The 20,143-nt window shown below is 68.0% G+C and carries 18 protein-coding genes; 5 read left to right on the forward strand and 13 right to left on the reverse strand.

What is annotated here, in order from left to right; translation table 11 throughout:
- Positions 1-112 precede the first annotated feature (112 nt).
- The 13 genes from ACTVZP_RS14620 to chvE form a co-directional block, all read right to left on the reverse strand.
- On the reverse strand, positions 113-850 hold the full coding sequence (locus tag ACTVZP_RS14620) for a FadR/GntR family transcriptional regulator (protein WP_443212893.1): 738 nt from the start codon (positions 848-850) through the stop codon (positions 113-115).
- 1 nt (position 851) lies between these two features.
- Positions 852-1,829, reverse strand: coding sequence for a galactofuranose ABC transporter, permease protein YjfF (yjfF, locus tag ACTVZP_RS14625; RefSeq protein WP_443212894.1), 978 nt, complete (start codon positions 1,827-1,829; stop codon positions 852-854).
- Positions 1,826-2,842: an ABC transporter permease gene (locus ACTVZP_RS14630; RefSeq protein WP_443212895.1), complete on the reverse strand. Its 1,017-nt coding sequence runs from the start codon at positions 2,840-2,842 to the stop codon at positions 1,826-1,828. Before ACTVZP_RS14630 ends, yjfF begins: the two co-directional genes overlap by 4 nt.
- Positions 2,839-4,359: a sugar ABC transporter ATP-binding protein gene (locus tag ACTVZP_RS14635; protein ID WP_443212896.1), complete on the reverse strand. Its 1,521-nt coding sequence runs from the start codon at positions 4,357-4,359 to the stop codon at positions 2,839-2,841. The genes ACTVZP_RS14630 and ACTVZP_RS14635 overlap by 4 nt, the downstream gene beginning before the upstream one ends.
- A 49-nt stretch (positions 4,360-4,408) precedes the next feature.
- Positions 4,409-5,380: a galactofuranose ABC transporter, galactofuranose-binding protein YtfQ gene (gene ytfQ, locus ACTVZP_RS14640; RefSeq protein ID WP_443212897.1), complete on the reverse strand. Its 972-nt coding sequence runs from the start codon at positions 5,378-5,380 to the stop codon at positions 4,409-4,411.
- 113 nt (positions 5,381-5,493) lie between these two features.
- Entirely contained in the window at positions 5,494-6,333 is an 840-nt protein-coding gene (locus tag ACTVZP_RS14645) for an SMP-30/gluconolactonase/LRE family protein (RefSeq protein ID WP_443212898.1), read from the reverse strand.
- A 49-nt stretch (positions 6,334-6,382) separates the two neighbouring features.
- A complete protein-coding gene (locus ACTVZP_RS14650; RefSeq protein ID WP_443212899.1) occupies positions 6,383-6,994 on the reverse strand; it encodes a 2-dehydro-3-deoxy-6-phosphogalactonate aldolase in 612 nt (203 codons plus the stop codon).
- Between the two features lie 10 nt (positions 6,995-7,004).
- The gene (locus ACTVZP_RS14655) at positions 7,005-7,916 is read right to left on the reverse strand and encodes a Gfo/Idh/MocA family protein (RefSeq protein WP_443212900.1); all 912 of its coding nucleotides are present in this window, start codon (positions 7,914-7,916) and stop codon (positions 7,005-7,007) included.
- Complete coding sequence (gene araD / locus ACTVZP_RS14660; protein WP_443212901.1) at positions 7,916-9,658, reverse strand: L-arabinonate dehydratase; 1,743 nt, start codon at positions 9,656-9,658, stop codon at positions 7,916-7,918. Before araD ends, ACTVZP_RS14655 begins: the two co-directional genes overlap by 1 nt.
- A gap of 8 nt (positions 9,659-9,666) precedes the next feature.
- Positions 9,667-10,656 (reverse strand): AraD1 family protein, encoded by a 990-nt coding sequence (gene araD1 / locus ACTVZP_RS14665; RefSeq protein WP_443212902.1) that lies wholly within the window; start codon positions 10,654-10,656, stop codon positions 9,667-9,669.
- A gap of 4 nt (positions 10,657-10,660) precedes the next feature.
- Positions 10,661-11,857 (reverse strand): multiple monosaccharide ABC transporter permease, encoded by a 1,197-nt coding sequence (gene mmsB, locus ACTVZP_RS14670; RefSeq protein ID WP_443212903.1) that lies wholly within the window; start codon positions 11,855-11,857, stop codon positions 10,661-10,663.
- An 86-nt stretch (positions 11,858-11,943) separates the two neighbouring features.
- Positions 11,944-13,461 carry a multiple monosaccharide ABC transporter ATP-binding protein gene (gene mmsA / locus ACTVZP_RS14675; RefSeq protein WP_443212904.1) on the reverse strand — a complete coding sequence of 506 codons (1,518 nt, stop codon included), beginning with the start codon at positions 13,459-13,461 and terminating at the stop codon, positions 11,944-11,946.
- Positions 13,462-13,539: 78 nt separating this feature from the next.
- A complete protein-coding gene (gene chvE / locus ACTVZP_RS14680; RefSeq protein ID WP_443213000.1) occupies positions 13,540-14,565 on the reverse strand; it encodes a multiple monosaccharide ABC transporter substrate-binding protein in 1,026 nt (341 codons plus the stop codon).
- Positions 14,566-14,748: 183 nt separating this feature from the next.
- Here chvE and ACTVZP_RS14685 point away from each other — a divergent pair, with 183 nt between their 5' ends.
- The 5 genes from ACTVZP_RS14685 (at position 14,749) to ACTVZP_RS14705 (ending at position 20,078) form a co-directional block, all read left to right on the forward strand.
- Entirely contained in the window at positions 14,749-15,693 is a 945-nt protein-coding gene (locus tag ACTVZP_RS14685) for a LysR family transcriptional regulator (RefSeq protein WP_443212905.1), read from the forward strand.
- Positions 15,694-16,002: 309 nt separating this feature from the next.
- Positions 16,003-17,007, forward strand: coding sequence for a Bug family tripartite tricarboxylate transporter substrate binding protein (locus ACTVZP_RS14690; protein ID WP_443212906.1), 1,005 nt, complete (start codon positions 16,003-16,005; stop codon positions 17,005-17,007).
- A gap of 131 nt (positions 17,008-17,138) precedes the next feature.
- Entirely contained in the window at positions 17,139-17,702 is a 564-nt protein-coding gene (locus ACTVZP_RS14695) for a tripartite tricarboxylate transporter TctB family protein (RefSeq protein ID WP_443212907.1), read from the forward strand.
- Complete coding sequence (locus ACTVZP_RS14700) at positions 17,702-19,231, forward strand: tripartite tricarboxylate transporter permease (RefSeq protein WP_443212908.1); 1,530 nt, start codon at positions 17,702-17,704, stop codon at positions 19,229-19,231. Before ACTVZP_RS14695 ends, ACTVZP_RS14700 begins: the two co-directional genes overlap by 1 nt.
- Entirely contained in the window at positions 19,215-20,078 is an 864-nt protein-coding gene (locus tag ACTVZP_RS14705) for a shikimate dehydrogenase family protein (RefSeq protein ID WP_443212909.1), read from the forward strand. Before ACTVZP_RS14700 ends, ACTVZP_RS14705 begins: the two co-directional genes overlap by 17 nt.
- Positions 20,079-20,143: the final 65 nt, after the last annotated feature.

Below are 20,143 nucleotides of genomic sequence, written 5' to 3' on the forward strand. Positions count from 1 at the left end.
TCGCTTCACCACCACCCGTCGGATCACTCGCCGCACCGGGCATCGCCCGGAGCAGCAGGAACACCGGACCGCCCACGCCAGCTGATGCGTCGATGGCGGGCGGAGCCAAGGCTCAGACGGTCGCGTCGAGCCGCACCTGCGCCTCGTCATGGTCGAGGATTGCCGCCATCGCTTCGCGTGCCGCGAGCGGGTCCCCCGCCTCGATCGCCGAGAAGAGGCGGAGGTAGACCGGATGCTTCGCCTCGGCCAGCCCTCCGGAACCGCGGCGCGCGGAGACCCATGTCACCAGAGCGAATTCCGTCAGTGCAGTGGCTGCGCGCAGAAGCGGGTTGCCGCTCGCCTCGCAGAGGATGCGGTGGAATTCGAACTCGGCAAGCGCGAAGGCCTCGGGCAGGTCGGATGCGTCGAGACGCTGGCCGAGCCAGTAGCCCATCTGGCGCAGGTGCTCGGCGCTGCGGCCGCGGGCCGCGAGGGCTGCAACCTCGAGTTCCAGCAATCGCCGCACGGCGAAGGCAGAGGTCAGGAACGCGGGCTCGGGGCCGGCTTCATGCATCCACCGCAGCACCTGCCGGTCGAACAGGGTCCAGCGGGCAGCGGGCAGCACGCGGGTGCCGACCTTGGGCCGCGCCTCGACGAGGCCCTTCGACTCGAGCGTCTTCAGCGCCTCGCGCAGGACGGTGCGCGAGACGCCGTAGCGGGCGATCATCTCGGCGTCGCCGGGCAGCACCGACCCCGCCTTGCGCTCGCCCGAGACGATGCTGCGGCCGAGGTCGTTGATCACGAAGGAGTGGAAGTTGCGCGCCGGCTGCCGACCGGACAGCGACCGGATGAGGCTTCCCGGCTCGCTCATCTCACGCCCGCCGGAGCGCCTTTCTGCGCGGTCCGGAGGCCCGGAACACCAGCCGTTGCAGCAGGATGAAGGTGAAGAGCAGCGCGCCGATGACGATCTTCGTCCACCAGCTCGACAGCGTGCCGTCGAAGACGATGTAGGTCTGCACCAGCCCCTGGAGCATCACGCCCACCAGCGTGCCGGCGACAAAGCCGTATCCGCCGGTCAGCAGCGTGCCCCCGATCACCACCGCGGCGATGGCGTCGAGTTCCACCCCCACCGCCGAAAGCGAGTAGCCCGCCGAGGTATAGAGCGAGAAGACCACCCCCGCGAGGCCCGCCAGGGTCGAGGACAGCGTGTAGATCAGGATCGTGGTTCGTGCGACAGGAACTCCCATCAGCGCGGCGGAGGTCTCGGACCCCCCGAGCGCATAGACGAACGAGCCGAAGCGCGTCCGGTGCGCGACCAGCACCCCGAGCGCGAAGACCGCAAGCATCAGCCCTCCGATCAGGCTCAGACGTCCGCCGCCGGGCATCAGCCAGTAGGTCCGGGAGACGGCGGTGAAGAACGGATGCGAGATCCCGATCGAGTCGGGAGAGATGACCGAGGCCGCGCCGCGCGCCAGAAACATCCCGGCCAGCGTCACGATGAAGGCGGGCACGCTCAGGAAGGCGATGGCGGCCCCCATCGCGGCGCCGAAGGCCGCGGCGACCGTCAGGGCCGCGGCAAAGGCCAGAAGCGGATGCACCCCCCACCAGCTGACCATCACGGCAATGAGGACAGTGGTGAAGCCGATGACTGCCCCGACGGAGAGGTCGATGCCACCGGACAGGATGACGAAGGTCATCCCCACGGCGGTGATGCCGAGGAAGGCATTGTCTGTCAGGAAGTTGCCGAGGACTCGCGTTGACCACAGCCCGGGATACTGCGTGATCGCCAGGGCATAGGCCAGCACGAAGATGGCCACCGTGGCCAGAAGCGGGCGCAGGGCGCGGTTCATGGGCTCGTCCTCTTGCGCGGCTCCGGCCTCGGCGCCGGCCTCGTTCGCCGCGCGAGGAGTGCTGCCGCCTGCGGGGACTGAAGGACGAGGATCAGGATGATGACGCCCGCCTTCACGACGAGGTTGAACTCCGGCGGCAGTCCCGAGATCAGGATGCCGGTGTTCATCGCCTGGATGATCAGCGCGCCGACCACCGACATCGGGATCGAGAACCGGCCGCCCATCAGCGAGGTTCCCCCGAGCACCACGGCGAGGATCGCGTCGAGTTCCAGCCAGAGCCCGGCGTTGTTCGCATCCGCGCCGCGGATGTCACCGGCGACGATCAGCCCGGCCAGCGCGGCGCAGAGGCCCGCGAAGGAATAGACCGCCACCAGAAGCAGACGTGCCGAGATTCCGGCAAAGCGCGCGGCCGAGCGGTTCACGCCCACTGCCTCGATCAGGAGACCCAGGGCCGTCCGCCGCACGAGCAGCGTCGCCAGCACCGCCAGCGCCAGCATCAGGACGACCGGCATCGGCAGCCCGAGAAACGAGCCCGTGCCGATGAAGATCAGCCAGGGATCCGAGAAGGTGACGATGAAGCCCTCGGTCACGAGCTGCGCGAGGCCCCTGCCCGCGACCATCAGCACCAGTGTCGCCACGATGGGCTGCATCTCCAGCACCGTCACCAGAAGACCGTTCCAGAGCCCGCAGAGCACGCCCGCAACGAGCGCCGCGGCAATGGCCACCGCCGCGGGCTGCCCCCCCACGACCAGCACCGCGGCGATGGCGCCCGAGATCGCCATGACCGCGCCGACCGACAGGTCAACTCCGCGTGTCGCGATCACGGCCGTCATCCCGATTGCCAGGATCGCCACGGGCGCCCCGCGGTTGAGCACGTCGATCAGGCTGCCGAACAGCCTCCCGTCCCGCCAGGCGAGGTCGAAGAAGTTCGGAAACAGCATCCAGTCGATCAGCAGCACCGTGGCGAGGGCCACGAACTGCGGGCGCAGAAGGGCGGCGGGGCGCAGCCTCATCCCCGGACCCCGGAGTTTCCGGCGATCTCCTGCACGATCACCGAGGGGTCGATCCGGTCCCCGCGCAGTTCGGCCACCATCTCGCGCTCGCGCATGACGACGACGCGGCTCGAATAGGCCACGACCTCGTCGAGTTCCGAGGAGATAACGACGAGTGCCATCCCGTCCTCGCGCAGCCGGTTGATGGTGCGGACGATCTCGGCATGGGCCCCGACGTCGATCCCGCGCGTCGGCTCGTCGAGGATCAGCACGCGAGGGTCCATCGCGAGCCAGCGGGCGAGGATCACCTTCTGCTGGTTTCCCCCGGAGAGCAGCTTGACGGGCATATCGTGATCGGCGGCGCGGATGTCCAGCATCTCGGCATAGCGGTCCGCGATATCCGCCTGGTCGTCGCGGTCGAGCGCGCGGAACCAGCCCAGCCGCGCCTGCAGCGCGATCACGATGTTCTCCCTGACCGACAGCTCGCCGAAGATGCCGTCGAGCTTGCGATCCTCAGGACAGAAGCCGAAGCCGGCTGCCACCGCCTGCGCCGGGCTGCGGATCGGAACCGGCTGGCCGCCCATGCGGATCTCTCCCGCATCCGGCTGGTCGATCCCGAACATCAGCCGGGCCATCTCCGTCCTCCCGGATCCGAGCAATCCCGCCACGCCGACCACCTCGCCCTCGTGCAGCGCGAGGCGGAACGGCGCCACAGCGCCGGTGCGGCCGATCCCGTCGAATTCCACGATCGCGGGGCCCGCTTTGCCCTCGGCGCCACCGGCCATGACAGGCGAGAAGGCGACGTCCTTGCCCAGCATCATGCGGACGACCTGCGTGGGGTTCAGCCGGTCGAGGCGCTCGGTCGCGACGAGGCGGCCGTTCCTGAGGACGGTGACGCGGTCGGCCACGGCGAAGACCTGATCGAGGAAATGGGTGATGAAGATGATGGCTAGTCCGCGTGCCTTCAGCCTCGCGATCACGTCGAAGAGCAGCGCCACCTCCGCCCGGTCGAGGCTCGCCGTCGGCTCGTCGAGCACGAGGACCTTGCCGGACAGCTCGACGGCCCGCGCGATGGCCACGATCTGCTGCACCGCGACGGAATGGCTGCCGAGCTCGGTTCGCACGTCGATGTCGAGCCCGTAGTCGGCCAGCACCCGTGCCGCGCGCGTCTCGATCTCGCGCCGCCGGACCAGACCGAAGCGCGTGGGCTGATGACCGAGGAACAGGTTCTCGGCCACCGGCCGGTTCGGCAGCAGGTTGACCTCCTGATAGACGGTGCCGATGCCGTGTTCCTGCGCGTGGAGCGGGTCGCGGAAGCTGACGCGGCGCCCCTCGAGCCGGATCTCGCCGGCGTCCGGTCGGTAGGCGCCGGTCAGGATCTTGATGAGCGTGGACTTCCCCGCGCCATTCTCGCCCAGAAGCGCGTGAACCTCGCCGGAAGAGGCGGAGAAGTCCACCCGATCCAGCGCAGGATAGGCCCCGAACACCTTCCCGATGCCTCGGGCCTCCAGAACCGGCGTCCGCTCGACAGCCACCATTGTCCCCTCCCCTTCGACGGCCCGCCGGACATGCCGGCGGGCCGAAGTCTCAGTATCCGAGGCCCTTGCGCCGGTCGTATTCGCCCTGCGGGTCATCGGCCGGCGTGTAGAGCTTCGACTCGGTGATGATGGCCTTCGGCGGCTCCGTGCCGCCGTTGAGATAGGCGTCGAGCGCCTCGAGAGCGGGCCCGGCCATGTTAGGCGTGAGTTCCACCGTGGCATTCGCCTCACCGGCGGCCATCGCCGCGAAGATGTCCGGCACGGCGTCGATCGAGACCACGAGGATGTCGCTGCCGGGCTTCAGCCCCGCATCCTTGATCGCCTGGATTGCGCCCACGGCCATGTCGTCGTTGTGGGCGTAGACGGCGCAGAGGTCGCTGCCACCCCCCTCGGCCTTGAGGAAGCCCTCCATCACCTCCTTGCCCTTCGAGCGGGTGAAGTCTCCGGTCTGGCTGCGCACGATGGTGACGTTCGGATGATCCGCGATCGCCTCTTCGAAGCCCGTCTTGCGGTTGATGGCGGGGGACGATCCGACGGTGCCCTGCAGCTCGACCACCTTGCACTCCCTGTCGCCGACCTCGTTGACCAGCCAGTCGCCGGCCACGCGGCCCTCCTTGACCTGGTCCGAGGCAACGGAGGTGAGGTAGAGATCGTCGGGGGCATCCACGCCGCGGTCGAGCAGCACGACCGGAATGCCCGCGTCCTTCGCCTCGGACAGCACGTCGTCCCATCCCGTCGCCACCACCGGCGCGATCAGGATGGCATCCACCCCCTGCGCGATGAAGCCGCGCACGGCCTTGATCTGGTTTTCCTGCTTCTGCTGGGCATCCGCGAACTTCAGGTTCACGCCAGCCTTCTCGGCCTCGGATTTGGTGACGGCGGTCTCTGCCGCCCGCCATCCCGACTCCGATCCGATCTGCGAGAAGCCGATGGTCTTTCCGTCCAGCCCCGCCGCGAGCGCCGTCGTCGAGGCAAGCGCCGACAGCCCTCCTGCGAGGGCGATCCTGTGAAGAACAGACATGTTTCCTCCCGTGGTTTCGTCGCTTGCCCTCCCCGGCAGAGGCGACGCATGAAGGGTATCAAAAGTCATACTATATGTAAATTATTCTTGTTTTACGGCTTTTGGGGGTAGAGTTAGAGGATGACCGACGGCTCTGCGCGGCCCTTGGCCTCCACGGCGAGGCGAAAGGTCTGGCCGGACAGCGGCGCAGCGGCCAGGGCGTCGGATCCCAGCCCTTCCCTTGCGGTCGTGACATAGAGGACACCGTCGCCGAAGGCCGGGCAGGTGCAGTTCGGCACGGGCAGCGGAATGGACCGTTCGAAGTCGCCATCCGGGCGATACCGGGCGATGCGGCCGGCGCCCCATTGTGCATTCCAGAGGCAGCCTTCGGCATCCGTCACCGCTCCGTCGGGATGAAGACCCTCGGCCGAGAGATCCGCGAAGACCTCCGGGGCAGCGGCGGGCCAACCTTCGGCGTCGAGCCTCTGCGTCATGATCCGCGAGGTCGTCGTGTCCGAGAAATAGGCCCGGTCGCCTCCGGGAGCGAAGCAGATGGAGTTCGGAATCGTGACCGCCTCGTGCAGCCGGACGAGCTCCCCGCGATACCAGCGGTAGATCGAGCCCGCGCCCGGCTCCGCCTGCCGACCCATCGTGCCGATCCAGAACCCGCCGCAGGGGTCCGCGCGACCGTCGTTCGACCGCGTGACGCGGTTGTCCGCCTCCAGTTCGGCAATCGGGTCCCTCCTCCCGCTCTCGACGTCGAAGCGGATGAGCGCCGAGGCCGTCGCCACGAGCAGCGTCTCCGCATCCACCCAGCCGGCGGCCGAGGCCGGCTCGCCGAAAGTCCACTCGCGGCCCGGAGCGAGAAGCCGGCCGGCGAGGATGTCGAACCAGAACAGCTCTCGCCTGATCGGATGCCAGAGCGGGCCCTCGCCGAGGAAGCAGGGGCGGCTGTCGAAGACGGTGGCGGTCATGGTCCGGGTCTCCTCCGGCTGCGGCGATGCACGGCGCGCGTCGCGGCCGTCATGGCGTCATTGCAAGATCGTAGGCCTCGACCAGCGCACGGGCACGCGCGGCGACCTCGGCCGCATCGAGGCCCGGGCGGTAGAGGGCGGTGCCGATGCCGAAGCCGTCCGCCCCCGCCTTCCGCCATTCGCCGAGGTTGTCGGGCCCTGCCCCGCCGACGGCGTAGACCTGCGTGCCTGCCGGCAGCACGGGGCGGATCGCGGCGAGGCCCGCCGGTCCCGCGAGGACGCCGGGGAAGAGCTTCAGCCCGTCCGCGCCGGCGCGCAGCGCCGCGAAACACTCGGTCGGAGTGAAGACCCCCGGAAAGGAAACGAGGCCCGCGGCCTTGGTTGCGCGGATGACCTCGGGGTTGCAGTCGGGCGAGACCACGAGACGGCCCCCGGCATCCCGGACCTGCGCCACTTCGGCGGGCTCGAGCACCGTTCCCGCCCCGATCAGCGCCCGGTCGCCGAAGGCACGGGCCATGCGGGCAATGCTCTCGAGAGGCCGGGGAGAGTTCAGCGGAACCTCGATCCGGTCGATCCCGGCCTCGAGCAGAGCCGCGGCCACAGGCTCGGCCTCGTCCGGCGTGATCCCCCTCAGGATGGCGATGATGGCGCGCGACGTCATGGATGTTCCTTCAGAAGCTGAACGCGGCGACGGTCCTCCGCCGCCCGAGAGTCAGAGCGTCGGCCACATGCACCATCGGGGCAAGGTCGACGTCGCGGCGGCCTTCGCGCACAAGCTCGGCCATGCGGCGGTAGAGACCCGCGTATTCCCCCTCGAGCGCCGCCCGCGTCCCGACCTCATCGCCATCGATCTCGAGACGCGCTCCGCCGTCGGTCAGGCGAAGCGTGCCGCCATCGGTCTCGACCGAAATGTCCCATGTCTGCGGCCCCTCCTGCCGCCAGTCGAATTCGGCGGTGACGTTGCCGGAGAAGGCCAGTTCGGCCGCGATCGGCGTGTCGCGGTTCTCGGGATACTGGAGTGCCGCCGAGGTGAGGTGGACCGGCCGGGGCAAGATGGCGGTCAGGATCGAGAGCGCGTTGATGCCCGGATCGAAGACGCCCATGCCGCCCGGCTCGAACACCCAGTCCTGCCCCGGGTGCCATTTCCGGACGTCCTCTCGCCAGACGATGCGCGCGCCGATGATCCTGCGCGATGCCAGCCAGTCCCGTGCGGGCGCGACCCCCGCCGCCATCCGGCTGTGCCATGTCGCATGGAGCGTCAAACCCCGTGCCTCGGCCATCGCCTCGAGCGCGTGGACCTCGGCCAGTGTCGCGCCGGGCGGCTTTTCCAGCATCACGTGACGGCCCGCCGCAAGCGCGGCCTCGGCCGGGCCGAAGCGCGGAACCGGGGGCAGGCAGAGCGACACCACGGGGATGTCCGGGCGGGCCGCGAGCATGGTCTCGATGTCGGTGAAATTTTCGACCCCCTCGACCCTGCCATGGCGCGAGACCGCGGCCGCAAGCTCCCACTCCTCCGAGGCGGCGATGGCGGGGATGTGCTGGTCGCGGGCGATCTTGCCGATCCCGACGAGGGCCACCTTCATCAGTGCGAATCCTTTCCCACCGGAGCCCCGCGGCAGCCCTTGAGGAAATCGAGGTCCGCCCCCGTGTCTGCGCCTTCGACATGGGTCTGGTGCAGCCAGGCATAGCCGCCCTGCGGCCGGTCGCCCGGCGGCTGCCATGCGGCAAGCCGCGCGGCCAGCTCCTCGTCCGGAACCTCGAGGTGCAGCCGCCGGTTCGGCACGTCGAGCTCGATCATGTCGCCATCGCGCACCACGGCCAGAGGCCCGCCGGCCGCAGCCTCGGGCGAGGTATGCAGCACGACCGTCCCATAGGCCGTCCCCGACATCCGCGCGTCCGAGATCCGCACCATGTCGGTGATACCCTTGCGCAGTACCTTGGGCGGCAGGCCCATGTTGCCCACCTCGGCCATGCCGGGATAGCCCTTCGGCCCGCAGTTCTTCAGCACCATCACGCAGGTCTCGTCGATGTCGAGCGCCTCGTCGGCGATGCGGGCCTTGTAGTCGTCGATGTCCTCGAAGACGACGGCGCGGCCCCGGTGCACCATCAGAGCAGGCGTCGCCGCCGAGGGCTTCAGCACCGCCCCCTTCGGCGCAAGGTTTCCCTTCAGCACCGCCACCCCGCCCGAAGCCGCGAGCGCGCGATCCACCGGCAGGATCACGTCCTCGTCGTGGTTCACCACGTCCCTCACCTGCTCCCACATCGTCTCGCCCGAGACGGTCAGCGCATCGCGGTTGAGCAGCCCCGCCTCGCCCAGCCGCTTCAGCACCACCGGCAGGCCGCCGGCGTAGAAGAACTCCTCCATCAGATACTTGCCCGAGGGCATCAGGTTCACCACCGTCGGCACGTCGCGCCCGCAGCGGTCCCAGTCGTCGAGCGTGAGATCCACCCCCACCCGTCCCGCGATGGCCAGCAGATGGATCACCGCGTTGGTCGAGCCGCCGATGGCGGCGTTGGTGCGGATCGCGTTCTCGAAGGCCTGCTTCGTCAGCACGTCCGAGGGCTTCAGCTCGTCCTTCACCATCTGCACGATCCGACGCCCCGAGAGCTGCGCCATCACGCGCCTGCGCGAGTCCACCGCCGGGATCGCCGCGTTGCCCGACAGCGCCATTCCCAGCGCCTCGGCCATGCTCGCCATCGTCGAGGCAGTGCCCATCGTGTTGCAGGAGCCCGCCGATCGGCTCATCGAGGCTTCGGCCTCGACGAACTCGGCCTGCGTCATCGTCCCGGCCTTCACCGCCTCCGAGAATTTCCACAGATGCGTGCCCGATCCCACCCGCTCGCCGCGGAAATAGCCGTTCAGCATCGGACCCCCGGTCACCACGATGGAGGGAAGGTCGGTCGAGGCGGCGGCCATGAGCAGCGACGGCGTGGTCTTGTCGCAGCCCACGAGCAGCACGCAGCCGTCCATCGGCTGGCCGCGGATCGCCTCTTCCACCGCCATCGCGGCAAGGTTGCGGAACATCATCGCCGTGGGACGGAAGCCGGATTCCGAGGCCGAGAACACCGGCACCTCGACCGGAAAGCCGCCGGCCTCGTAGATGCCGTGCTTCACCCGCTCGGCGAGGACGTCGAGATGGGCGTTGCAGGGCGTCAGCTCCGACCAGGTGTTCAGGATGCCGATGACGGGGCGGCCGTCGAACAGGTCGTGGGGGAAGCCCTGGTTCTTCATCCATCCGCGGTGGTAGATCTGGTCGCGGCCGGAGCCGCCGAACCATTCCTGCGAGCGAAGCCTGCGGGGCCAGGGAGCGGGGGTGAAGGTCATCTCGGTCCTCACAGGGTCTGGACGCTCAGCGCCGCGTCCGATGCGGGCGCGACGGCGAGCGGATTGCGGAGCGGCAGGCCGAGGGCCGGGCAGTCGATCTCGAAGACGTCTCCGGGCTGGGCGCTGACTCCATCGGCGAAGGACAGCGTGGCCGTGCCGAAGAAATGCACATGCAGGTCCCCCGGCCGGCGGAACAGGTCGTACTTGAAATGGTGGTGCTCGAGATTGGCGAGGCTGTGGCTCATGTTGGCCTCGCCCGACAGGAAGGGCTTCTCCCACAGCACGCGACCGGCGCGCAGGATGCGGCTCCGGCCCTCGACATGGTCGGGCAGGGGCCCGACGAGCAGCTCGGGACCGAAGGATGCCGGACGCAGCTTGGAATGAGCGAGCCAGAGGTAGTTGCCGCGCTCGGTCACGTGGTCCGAGAACTCGTTTCCCAGTGCGAAGCCGAGGCGGACCGGCGTGCCGTCGGGCGCGATCAGGTAGATCCCCGCCACCTCGGGTTCCTCGCCCGCGTCACGCGCGAAGCCGGGCGAAACCAGCGGCTGGCCCGGAGCCGCAGCCCCGTGACCATTGCCCTTGTAGAACCACTCGGGCTGCACGCCGACGCGGCCGACCGCAGGCCTGCCGGCCTCGACCCCCATGCGGAACATCTTCATGCTGTCGGTCATCTGCTCGGGATCGGCGGCGGCATGCATCGCGTCGCGGGCGGCGGCCGAGCCGAGGTGGGTGAGACCGGTGCCGGTCAGGTGCATGTGCGCGGGATCGGGATGATCGACGGGCAGCAGAAGGCGCCCCTCGGCCAGCGCGGCGGCAAGGTCGACCGCCTCGCCCTGTCCACGGGCCGCGACCTCTGCCGCAAGCGTCCGGTGCCCGGCGAGCGCGGCGCCGGCGAGGTCCAGCACGGTGCGCACACCGGGCACGACATGCGCCGTTCCATCGTGGCGGGCTGCAACGTGGCGCGATCCGACGCCGTCGGTGATCTGGGAAAGGAACATGACTTCAGGCCTGCTTCTGCTTGTTGTAGACATCGAAGAACACGGCGGCGAGCAGCACGAGGCCCTTGATGACCTGCTGGTAGTCGATGCCGATGCCCATGATCGACATGCCGTTGTTCATCACACCCATGATGAAGGCGCCGACGACCGCGCCCACCACCTTGCCCGATCCGCCGGCCATCGAGGCGCCGCCGATGAAGACGGCGGCGATCACGTCGAGTTCGACCGCGAAGCCTGCCTTGGGTGTCGCCGTGTTGAGCCGCGCCGCGAAGATCAGCCCGGCGAGCGCCGCCAGAAGCCCCATGTTGGCGAAGGCGAGGAAGGTCAGCCGCTCGGTCCGGATGCCCGAGAGCTTCGCGGCCTTTCGGTTGCCGCCGAGGGCGTAGATGCGGCGGCCGAGCACGGTGTTCTCGGTCAGGAAGGCATAGATGATCGTCAGCACTCCCATCGAGATCAGCACGTTCGGCAGGCCGCGGAAGGTCGCAAGCTTCCACGTCACGAAGAGAAGCGCCCCGGCCACGATCAAGTTGCGCATCACGAAGAAGGCGGCCGGTTCGTCCTCGAAGCCGTACTGCCGGTTCCGGGCACGGGCGCGCAGGCCGATCCAGAGGATTGCCGCCACCGCCAGGACTCCTGCCGCAAGCGCGGTTCCGTTCGGCCGCCCGATGCCGAAGAGGTCCGGAACGAAGCCGGTCGAGAGCAACTGGAAGCTGCGCGGAAAGGGCCCGACGGATTGACCAGCCAGTACCCAGAGGGAAAGCCCGCGAAAGACCAGCATCCCCGCCAGCGTGACGATGAACGACGGGATGTGCCAGAACGCCACGAAATAGCCCTGTGCTGCGCCTATCAGCGCGCCGAGCGCGAGGCAGGCCGGAACCGCCAGTGCCAGCGGCACCTGCCACTGCACGATGAGAACCGCCGCGACCGCGCCCACGAAGCCCATCACGGATCCCACCGACAGGTCGATGTTGCCCGAGACGATCACCACGAGCATCCCGAGCGCCATGATGATGATGTAGCTGTTCTGCAGGAACAGGTTGGTGATGTTGACCGGGCGGAGCAGCGTTCCGTCCGTCACGATCTGGAAGAACACCATGATCGCGATCAGCGCGAACAGCAGGCCGTAGTCGCGCAGGTGGCCCATGAGATAGCTGCCGATCGTGCGGTGCGATGACGTCTCGCGCGAACCCGTCAGATCCATTCTGAACTCCTGTTCGGTAATATGTGCCGCAAGCGGCGACTTCGGCCCGTGCGAGGCGGCGGCGCGGCTCCGCCGAGTGAAGAAGCCTATTCGGTGACGATCAGCGACATGATCCGCTCCTGGCTTGCCTCGGCGGCGGAAAGCTCGCCGACGAAGGTTCCCTCGCTCATCACGTAGATGCGGTCGCACATGCCCAGCAGTTCGGGCATCTCGGAAGAGATCATGAGCACCGCCTTGCCGGATCGGCTGAGCTCGTTGATGATGCCGTAGATCTCGAACTTGGCGCCGACATCGATGCCCCGCGTCGGCTCGTCGAGGATCAGCACCTCCGGCTCGGCGAAAAGCCATTTCGACAGCACGACCTTCTGCTGGTTGCCGCCCGAGAGGTTCATCACCTTCTGGAAGACCGAGGGCGTGCGGATGTTCATGGCCGAGCGGAATCCCTCGGCCACCGTGGTTTCGCGCGCCTCGGTGATGACCCCGCTGGTCGAGACCGCACCGAGATTGGCCAGCGTCACGTTGCGCTGGATGGTTTCCTCGAGGATGAGACCCAGCGACTTGCGATCCTCGGTGACATAGGCAAGGCCCGCGTCGATGGCCCGGCTGACCGTCGAGACATCCACCGGGCGGCCGTGAACCCGCGCCTCGCCCCTGATGTTCCGGCCATAGCTCTGGCCGAAGAGGCTCATGGCCAGCTCGGTCCGCCCGCATCCCATCAGGCCCGCGATCCCCACCACCTCGCCGGCCCGCACTGCAAGGTTCACGTCATGGATCACCTGACGGCCGGCGTGCTCGGGGTGGAAGACCGACCAGTCCCGCAGTTCCAGCACCACCTCGCCCGCGCGGCGTTCCCGCGCGGGGTAACGGTGCGCCATGTCGCGGCCGACCATGTCGCGCACGATCCGGTCCTCGGTGATGCCGGCGGAGGCATCGAGGGTCGACACCGTGGCCCCGTCGCGGATCACCGTCACCGTGTCGGCTATGCGGCGCACCTCGTTCAGCTTGTGGCTGATGATGATCGAGGTGACGCCCTGCGCCTTCAGTTCGAGAAGCAGGTCGAGCAGGGCCTGGCTGTCCTGCTCGGAAAGCGCCGCCGTCGGCTCGTCCAGGATCAGCAGCCGGACGTCCTTGGACAGCGCCTTGGCGATTTCGACCAGCTGCTGCTTGCCGACGCCGAGGCTGTCCACCTTCGTGCCCGGAGGCTCCCTGAGCCCGACCTTGCGCAGCAGAGCCTCGGTCTGGCGATAGGTCTCGGGCCAGTTGATCACGCCGCCCCTCGCGCGCTCGTTGCCGAGGAAAAGGTTTTCCGCTATCGAGAGCAGCGGGACGAGGGCCAGTTCCTGGTGGATGATGATGATGCCCCTTCGCTCGCTGTCCGAGATGTCGCGGAAGGCCGCAAGCGCACCGTCGTAGTGGATCTCTCCCTCGTAGCTGCCCGCAGGATAGACGCCCGAGAGCACCTTCATCAGCGTGGACTTGCCGGCGCCGTTCTCGCCCACCAGCGCGTGGATCTCGCCGCTCCGGACCGAGAGGTTGACCCCGTCGAGCGCCTTCACGCCGGGAAACGTCTTGGTGATGGAGCGCATCTCGAGCAGCGCCGTCATGTCCGGTCTCCGAAGCTGGCAGTGGCTGCGGCACGTGCTGCCCCATGGCGCCTGCCCGGAGGCAGGCGCCGGCCGTGCTCACTTGATCTGGTCCATGGTGTAGTAGCCCGAATCCACCAGCACCTTCTCCCAGTTGCTCTCGTCGACCGGGACGGGCTCGAGCAGGTAGGACGGCACCACCTTGACCCCGTTGTCATAGGTTTCGGTGTCGTTGATCTCGGGCTCGCTGCCCTTCATCATCGCATCGACCATGCCGACCGTGACCCGTGCAAGCTCGCGCGTGTCCTTGAAGATCGTGGAATACTGCTCGCCCGCGAGGATCGACTTGACCGAGGGCACCTCGGCGTCCTGACCCGTCACGATGGGCATCGCAAGATCGCCAGAGCCGTAGCCGACGCCCTTGAGCGAGGACAGGATGCCGATGGACAGCCCGTCATAGGGCGAGAGCACCCCGTTCACGCGCTCGTCCGTGTAATTGGCGGAAAGCAGGTTATCCATGCGGGACTGGGCCACCGCCCCGTCCCAGCGCAGCGTTCCGACCTTGTCCATGCCGGTCTGGCCCGAGGGGATGGCCACGTCACCCGCGTCGATCATCGGCTGCAGCACGCTCATCGCGCCGTCGTAGAAGAAATAGGCGTTGTTGTCGTCGGGCGAGCCGCCGAACAGTTCGACGTTCCACGGCTTCACGTCCGGGAAGCGGTCCTTCAGGCCGGCGACGAGGCTTTCGGCCTGCTGCACGCCGACCTGGAAATTGTCGAAGGTGGCGTAATAGTCGACATTCCCGCTGTCGCGGATCAGGCGGTCGTAGGCGATGACCTTGATGTCCGAGGCAGCCGCGTTCTCGAGCGCATTCGACAGCGTCGTGCCGTCGATGGCGGCGATGACCAGCACGTTGACGCCCTTGGTGATCATGTTCTCGATCTGGGCGAGCTGGTTCGGGATGTCGTCCTCGGCATATTGCAGGTCCGTCTCGTAACCTGCGGCCTTGAACTGTTCGACCATCGAATTGCCGTCCGAGATCCAGCGGGCCGACGACTTGGTGGGCATCGAGATGCCGACGGTCCCCTCGGCCGCTGCGGGCATGGCAAAGCAGGTCACGCACATCGCCAGCGCCGTGGCGACGGTTCCGATTTTCATGATTTTCCTCCCTGAGCCGGGGCTGACCCTCCCAGCCGCCCCTCGCGAGCCTCTCGATCGAGCGAGGCCGCACCGAAGTCCTAATTCGACTTCGCATATCCGTAAAATTACTTTACTGCCGTTCTACATATCAATGATGGTAACACTTCGATGACCGACCTCGCTCTGGGGCTGAAACCCGTCCAGCTGCGCCTGATCGCTGCCATCGCCCGGCATGGTCAGTTGCAGGTCGCGGCCACCGAGACCGCCATGACCCAGCCGGCCGCCTCGCGGATGCTGTCCGAGATCGAGCGGATCGTCGGCGCGCCGCTCTTCCTGCGCCGGCCGAGGGGCATGGAGCCGACCGAGACGGGGCTCGTCGTCGCCCGCCGGGCCGCCTCGATGCTGCGCGAGATGCGGATCATGGCGGCCGAGGTGCGGGCGCTGCGCGAAGGCCTCGGCGGGTCGGTCCGCATCGGGGCCGTCACCGGGCCGGCCGTCGGCTACCTCGTTCCGGCGATCCGCGAAGTGAAGCGGATGGCGCCCGGCGCCAGCATCACCGTCGATGTCGCGCCCTCGCGCCAGTTGCTGCGCGACCTCGCCACCGGAGCGCTCGATTTCGCCATCGCGCGCATCCTGCCCGAGTTCGAGAGCCGCGAGTTCGAGATCGAGCCGATGCGGGACGAATCCGTGTCGCTTCTGGTCCGCAGCGACCATCCGCTGTCGCGGGCGGCCAGCGTCACCCTGACCGAGCTGTCCGATTATCCCTGGGTCATGCAGGAGCGGGGCGCGCCGATCCGCGAGGCCCTGCTGGACGCCTTCGGCGCCGTCGGCCTGCCCGAGCCGCGCGACATCGTCAACAGCGCCTCGCTGCTGCTGATGATCGCCTATCTCACGCGCAGCGACGCGATTGCGCCGATTTCGGAGGAGGTGGTCCAGCTTCTGACCCATGCGCCGGTCGGCGCGCGCTTCGCGACGCTGCGCGTGGACCGCGCCATCCGGGTCTCTCCCTATTACATGCTGCGGCTGAAGGGCCGGCCGATGCTGCCGTTGGCCGAGCGGCTTCGGTCGCTCGTGCTGGCCGAGGCCAGCGCCGCCGGCCTGCCCGGGTCCTGACGCTGCCAGCCGTGGCCCCGAAACTCTCCTCCAGCACGGACCCTTAACGGCGGGGTCGACGAAGACGCTGCCGTCAAGCCCGGAGCGGCGGCGGAGAGGCCGACGCCCGCGGACATCTTCCGCGCCTGCGGACGGCCTGCTTCCGGGGCTGTCCTCCTTCTGCGGCAACGGGAAGCAGCGAAATAACATAATGCCAATGACGGGCAATTTGACGTTTGACGACGGCGACCGGGCGCGCAAGTTTGGGCGCCAGGTCCGGCCGCTGGAACCGTCAGAGCGCAGCGCCGGGCCACGACAAGGGAGGAAGACATGAAAAGACTTGCCCTCGGTGCGGTGTCCGCACTGGTGATCTCCGCCACCTGCGTCTTCGCGCAGGACTATCCGGAAAAGGAAATCCAGGGGATCATCCAATGGGGCGCAGGCGGTTCGACCGACACGGTCATGCGCTCCGTCACGCCCCATGCCGAGGAGACACTGGGCGGCACCGTCGTCATGCAGAACATGACGGGCGGGGTGGGCGCCATCGCGCTGAACTACGTGGCCGATGCCGAAGCCGACGGCTACACACTGCTGATGGGCGCGGAAAATCCGCTGCTCTACAAGGTGATGGGTCTCGGGGACAAGGACTACTCCGACTTCGTCACCATCGGTCTTCTGGCCCGCGGCACGGCGATCCTCGTGGCCAATCAGGAGGCCCCGTTCGACGACTATGCCGGCATGATGGCCTACATCAAGGAGAACCCCGGCGAGCTGCGGGTGGGGGCGACGGGGCCGGGCGGACTGCCCTCCGTCATCACCGCGATGATGAACAGCGTCGAAGGCAAGCTCGACGTGATCTCGGTGCCCTTCGACGGCGACGGTCCGGCGCTTACGGCGCTTCAGGGCGGCGCGATCGACGTCATGCCCGCCGTGCTCGGCGCAGCGATCGAGGGCGTCCGCGCCGGCAAGCTGAAACCCCTGGCGATCTTCGACGTGGAGACGCACGAGGCCCTGCCCGATGTGCCGCTGGTGACCAGCTTCAACGACGGCTACACCAGCTATCTGCCGTGGGGGCCGTTCTTTGGCGTCTTCGTCAAGAAGGGCACGCCCGACGCGGTGGTCGAGAAGCTCGTGAACGCCTATGGCGCGGCGGCCAAGTCCGAAGATTTCGTCGAGCTGATGGACAACCGGGGCTATACGGTGATGGGCACGAGCGGCGCCGAGGCGGAAGAGTTTCTTGCCGGCTGGCAGGCGAATACCGTCTGGCTCCTGCAGGATGCGGGCCTTGCCAAGCACTCGCCCGAGGAATTCGGCATCTCACGTCCTGGCCAGTGACGCGGACCTGACGACCGCAATCCGGTGACCTGCCCGAGCCGCAGGTCCAAGGGCGCCGCCGCGAGCCGGCCGGCGCCCGTCTTACGAGGACCGTCTGACAGGACAGGCGAGCCATCGCGCAAGGAAGAAGAATGGACGGGGATTACGAGCACCACGACGGCACATCGGACGCTTCGCCCGGAGGCTACGACAACGGCCGCCGGCCGGGAGAGGCAGCTTTCGCGCTCTTCCTGCTTGGGGGAAGCCTGTTCCTGCTGTGGAGCGCCTATGGCATCTCCGGATTCGAGGCACTCTCCGCCCCCGGTGCGGTGCCGCTGGCCGCGACCGCGGTCATGGTCGTCACCGCACTCATCGTGTTCATCCGGACCTTCCGGCTGCCGCTGGTGGCTGGCGAGACGATCAGGCGTGACATCTTTCCGCCCGTCGCGGGCCTTCTGGTCCTGCTGCTGGTCTCCTACGCGCTCCTTCTGCGCCCGCTCGGCTTCGTGCCGACCTCGGCGCTCTTCCTCGTCGCATCGATCAAGCTGCTGTCCCGGCGCGGATGGACCTTCACGCTGCTGGTGTCGTTCGGCAGCCTGCTGGCGATCTGGCTGGTGTTCCGCATCGTCTTCACGGTGCTGATGCCGGCGGGCATCTTTCCCGAGGCGGAACTGATTCAGGTTCTCCGCACCCTCCTGCGGGGCGGAAGCTCCTGATGGACGCGTTTCTCGCCTTTCTTACCGTCATCCTGCATCCCGAGCTGCTTCTGCTGGTCGCCGTCGGCACCTTCGCGGGCATCTATGTCGGGGCCATCCCCGGCCTTTCGGTCACGATGGCGGTGTCGATCCTCATCAGCTTCACCTTTTCCTGGGACGTCCATCCGGCGCTGGCGCTGATGGCGGGCATCTACATGGGCGGGGTCTACGGCGGATCGCGAACCGCGATCCTTCTGAACATCCCCGGGGCGCCGTCCGCCATTGCCACCGCCCTCGACGGCTACCCGATGGCACAGCGGGGCGAAGCCGGCACAGCCATCGGCATCACCACGGTGATGTCCTTCCTCGGCGGCTTCATCGGAATCGGCGTTCTGGCGCTGGCCGCGCCCTTCGTCTCGGACTTCGCGCTGAGGTTCCAGCCGCGGGACTACATGCTGCTCGCTGTGCTCGGCGTCCTGCTGGTCGGCTCGCTGTCCAAGGGCAGCCTCGTCAAGGGGATCTTCGCCGGCGCGCTCGGGATCGCCATCGGCACGGTGGGGATGGACCCGCTGACCTTCACCGAGCGGCTCACCTTCGATCTGCCCTTCCTGCGGGGCGGCATCTCCTTCATCGCGGTGATGATCGGGCTCTTCGGGGTATCGGAGGCGCTGCTGCAACTGCACCATCTCGACACGCCGGCCATCCGGCAGAAGATCACCCGCATCCTCCCCTCGCTCGGCACGGTCCGCAAGCACCTGCCGCTGGCGATGCAGACCTCCTCGATCGGCGTGATGATCGGGGCCCTGCCCGGCACCGGGGGCGACATCGCGGCGCTCATGGCCTACGACCATGCCCGCCGCGTCACCAAGAACCCCGAGCGGCCCTTCGGAGAGGGCGCGATCGAAGGCCTCGTCGCCCCCGAGACCGCCAACAACGCAGCGGTCGGCGGCGCCTTCATCCCGATGATGACGCTGGGCATTCCGGGCGATGCGGTGACGGCGATCATGATCGGCGCGCTGTTCATCCATGGCCTCAACCCCGGCCCGATGCTGATGGTGGACCATCCGGACATGTTCTGGTTCATCGTCGGAGCGCTGGTCATGGCCAACATCTTCATGCTGCTGTTCGGCCTGACCGGCGTCCGGCTCTTCACCCGCATCGTCGAGATGCCGAGGCCGGTTCTCGTGCCGCTGATCATGCTGCTGTCGATCGTCGGCGCCTATGCCGTCAACAACTCGGTATCCGACGTCTACTGGATGCTGGGCTTCGGCGTCTTCGGCTACTTCATGCGCCACTACGGCTATCCGCTCGGCCCGGTAATCCTCGGCGTGATCCTGTCACGGCTGCTCGACGACAACTGGCGCCGCGCCATCATCTCGGAGCGCGAGGATCTGGGCCGGTTCTTCGGCGGCCTGTTCCACAGCCCGCTGTCGACGGTGCTCCTGGCCGCGGTCATCCTCATCTTCCTCTCGCAGACCCCGGTATGGCGCTGGCTGATGTCGCGGCTGTCCGGAAGCCGCCGGAAGGACGACAATGCCGCTGACCGCTGAAGAACCGATCCGGCTCGGACTGATCGGGGACAACATCGCTGCCTCCTCGGCCCCGCGCCTGCACCGGCTCGCCGGAGAGCTGGCCGGTCTCCCCGTGCGCTATGACCGCCTCGTCCCGAAGGTGGAAGGCCTCGACTTCGAGTCGCTCTTTCACCGTTGCGCCGAGCGGGGCTACCGCGGGCTGAACATCACCTATCCCTACAAGGAGCGCGTTCTGAGGCTGGTCAAGTTCGCCGAACCGGCGCTGCAGGCGATCGGCGCGGTCAACACAGTGCGCTTCACCGACAGCGGGCCAATGGCCCACAACACGGATTACACCGGCTTCATGGCAGCCTACGAAGGCCTCCGTGGCACGCGCGCGCCGGGCGTGGTGGCCCTGATCGGCACGGGTGGCGTCGGCCGCGCCATCGCCTTCGGCCTCGCCCGCTTGGGGGCCGAGGCGATCCGGCTGTTCGATGTCTCTCCCCAGAAATCGGAGGCGCTCGCCCGAGACCTGGGCGGCCTCTATCCGGCGTTGCGGATCGAGCAGGCGCCCGGCGCGGAAGAAGCGGCCCGCGGCGCAACCGGCATCGTGAATGCGACGCCTGTCGGCATGGTGGGTCTGGGCGGCATACCGATCGCGGCCAGCACCTTGCCGGCCGCCGGCTGGGCCTTCGATGCGGTCTACACGCCGGTGGACACTCCGTTCCTGATCGAAGCCGAACGCGCGGGCCTGCAGATCGTATCGGGATGGGAGCTGTTCTACTGGCAGGGTGTGCATGCCTGGACGATCTTCACCGACCTCGGCGTGGATCGCGCCGCGCTCCGTGCGCGGCTCGAGGATCTTGCGCAGTCATCCGACGTCTGAGCGTCCGCCGGTTGAAGCGGCGAAGTCGCGATTGGGCGCCATCCAGTGGTCCCGCTGCGGTTCAC

Origin of the sequence: Rhodobacter sp. NSM (genome assembly GCF_052244495.1) — a bacterium.
Taxonomy (GTDB): Bacteria; Pseudomonadota; Alphaproteobacteria; order Rhodobacterales; family Rhodobacteraceae; genus Cereibacter_A.

Bases quoted from the DNA above. Each gene is read 5' to 3' on its own strand.
- mmsB (WP_443212903.1), bottom strand. From the start codon at position 11,857: ATGGATCTGACGGGTTCGCGCGAGACGTCATCGCACCGCACGATCGGC.
- ACTVZP_RS14650 (WP_443212899.1), bottom strand. From the start codon at position 6,994: ATGACGTCGCGCGCCATCATCGCCATCCTGAGGGGGATCACGCCGGAC.
- ACTVZP_RS14630 (WP_443212895.1), bottom strand. From the start codon at position 2,842: ATGAGGCTGCGCCCCGCCGCCCTTCTGCGCCCGCAGTTCGTGGCCCTC.
- araD (WP_443212901.1), bottom strand. From the start codon at position 9,658: ATGACCTTCACCCCCGCTCCCTGGCCCCGCAGGCTTCGCTCGCAGGAA.
- mmsA (WP_443212904.1), bottom strand. From the start codon at position 13,461: ATGACGGCGCTGCTCGAGATGCGCTCCATCACCAAGACGTTTCCCGGC.
- chvE (WP_443213000.1), bottom strand. From the start codon at position 14,565: ATGTGCGTGACCTGCTTTGCCATGCCCGCAGCGGCCGAGGGGACCGTC.
- ACTVZP_RS14695 (WP_443212907.1), top strand. From the start codon at position 17,139: ATGGACGGGGATTACGAGCACCACGACGGCACATCGGACGCTTCGCCC.
- ACTVZP_RS14655 (WP_443212900.1), bottom strand. From the start codon at position 7,916: ATGAAGGTGGCCCTCGTCGGGATCGGCAAGATCGCCCGCGACCAGCAC.
- ytfQ (WP_443212897.1), bottom strand. From the start codon at position 5,380: ATGTCTGTTCTTCACAGGATCGCCCTCGCAGGAGGGCTGTCGGCGCTT.
- ACTVZP_RS14700 (WP_443212908.1), top strand. From the start codon at position 17,702: ATGGACGCGTTTCTCGCCTTTCTTACCGTCATCCTGCATCCCGAGCTG.
- ACTVZP_RS14705 (WP_443212909.1), top strand. From the start codon at position 19,215: ATGCCGCTGACCGCTGAAGAACCGATCCGGCTCGGACTGATCGGGGAC.
- ACTVZP_RS14685 (WP_443212905.1), top strand. From the start codon at position 14,749: ATGACCGACCTCGCTCTGGGGCTGAAACCCGTCCAGCTGCGCCTGATC.
- yjfF (WP_443212894.1), bottom strand. From the start codon at position 1,829: ATGAACCGCGCCCTGCGCCCGCTTCTGGCCACGGTGGCCATCTTCGTG.
- ACTVZP_RS14690 (WP_443212906.1), top strand. From the start codon at position 16,003: ATGAAAAGACTTGCCCTCGGTGCGGTGTCCGCACTGGTGATCTCCGCC.
- ACTVZP_RS14645 (WP_443212898.1), bottom strand. From the start codon at position 6,333: ATGACCGCCACCGTCTTCGACAGCCGCCCCTGCTTCCTCGGCGAGGGC.
- ACTVZP_RS14620 (WP_443212893.1), bottom strand. From the start codon at position 850: ATGAGCGAGCCGGGAAGCCTCATCCGGTCGCTGTCCGGTCGGCAGCCG.
- ACTVZP_RS14635 (WP_443212896.1), bottom strand. From the start codon at position 4,359: ATGGTGGCTGTCGAGCGGACGCCGGTTCTGGAGGCCCGAGGCATCGGG.
- araD1 (WP_443212902.1), bottom strand. From the start codon at position 10,656: ATGTTCCTTTCCCAGATCACCGACGGCGTCGGATCGCGCCACGTTGCA.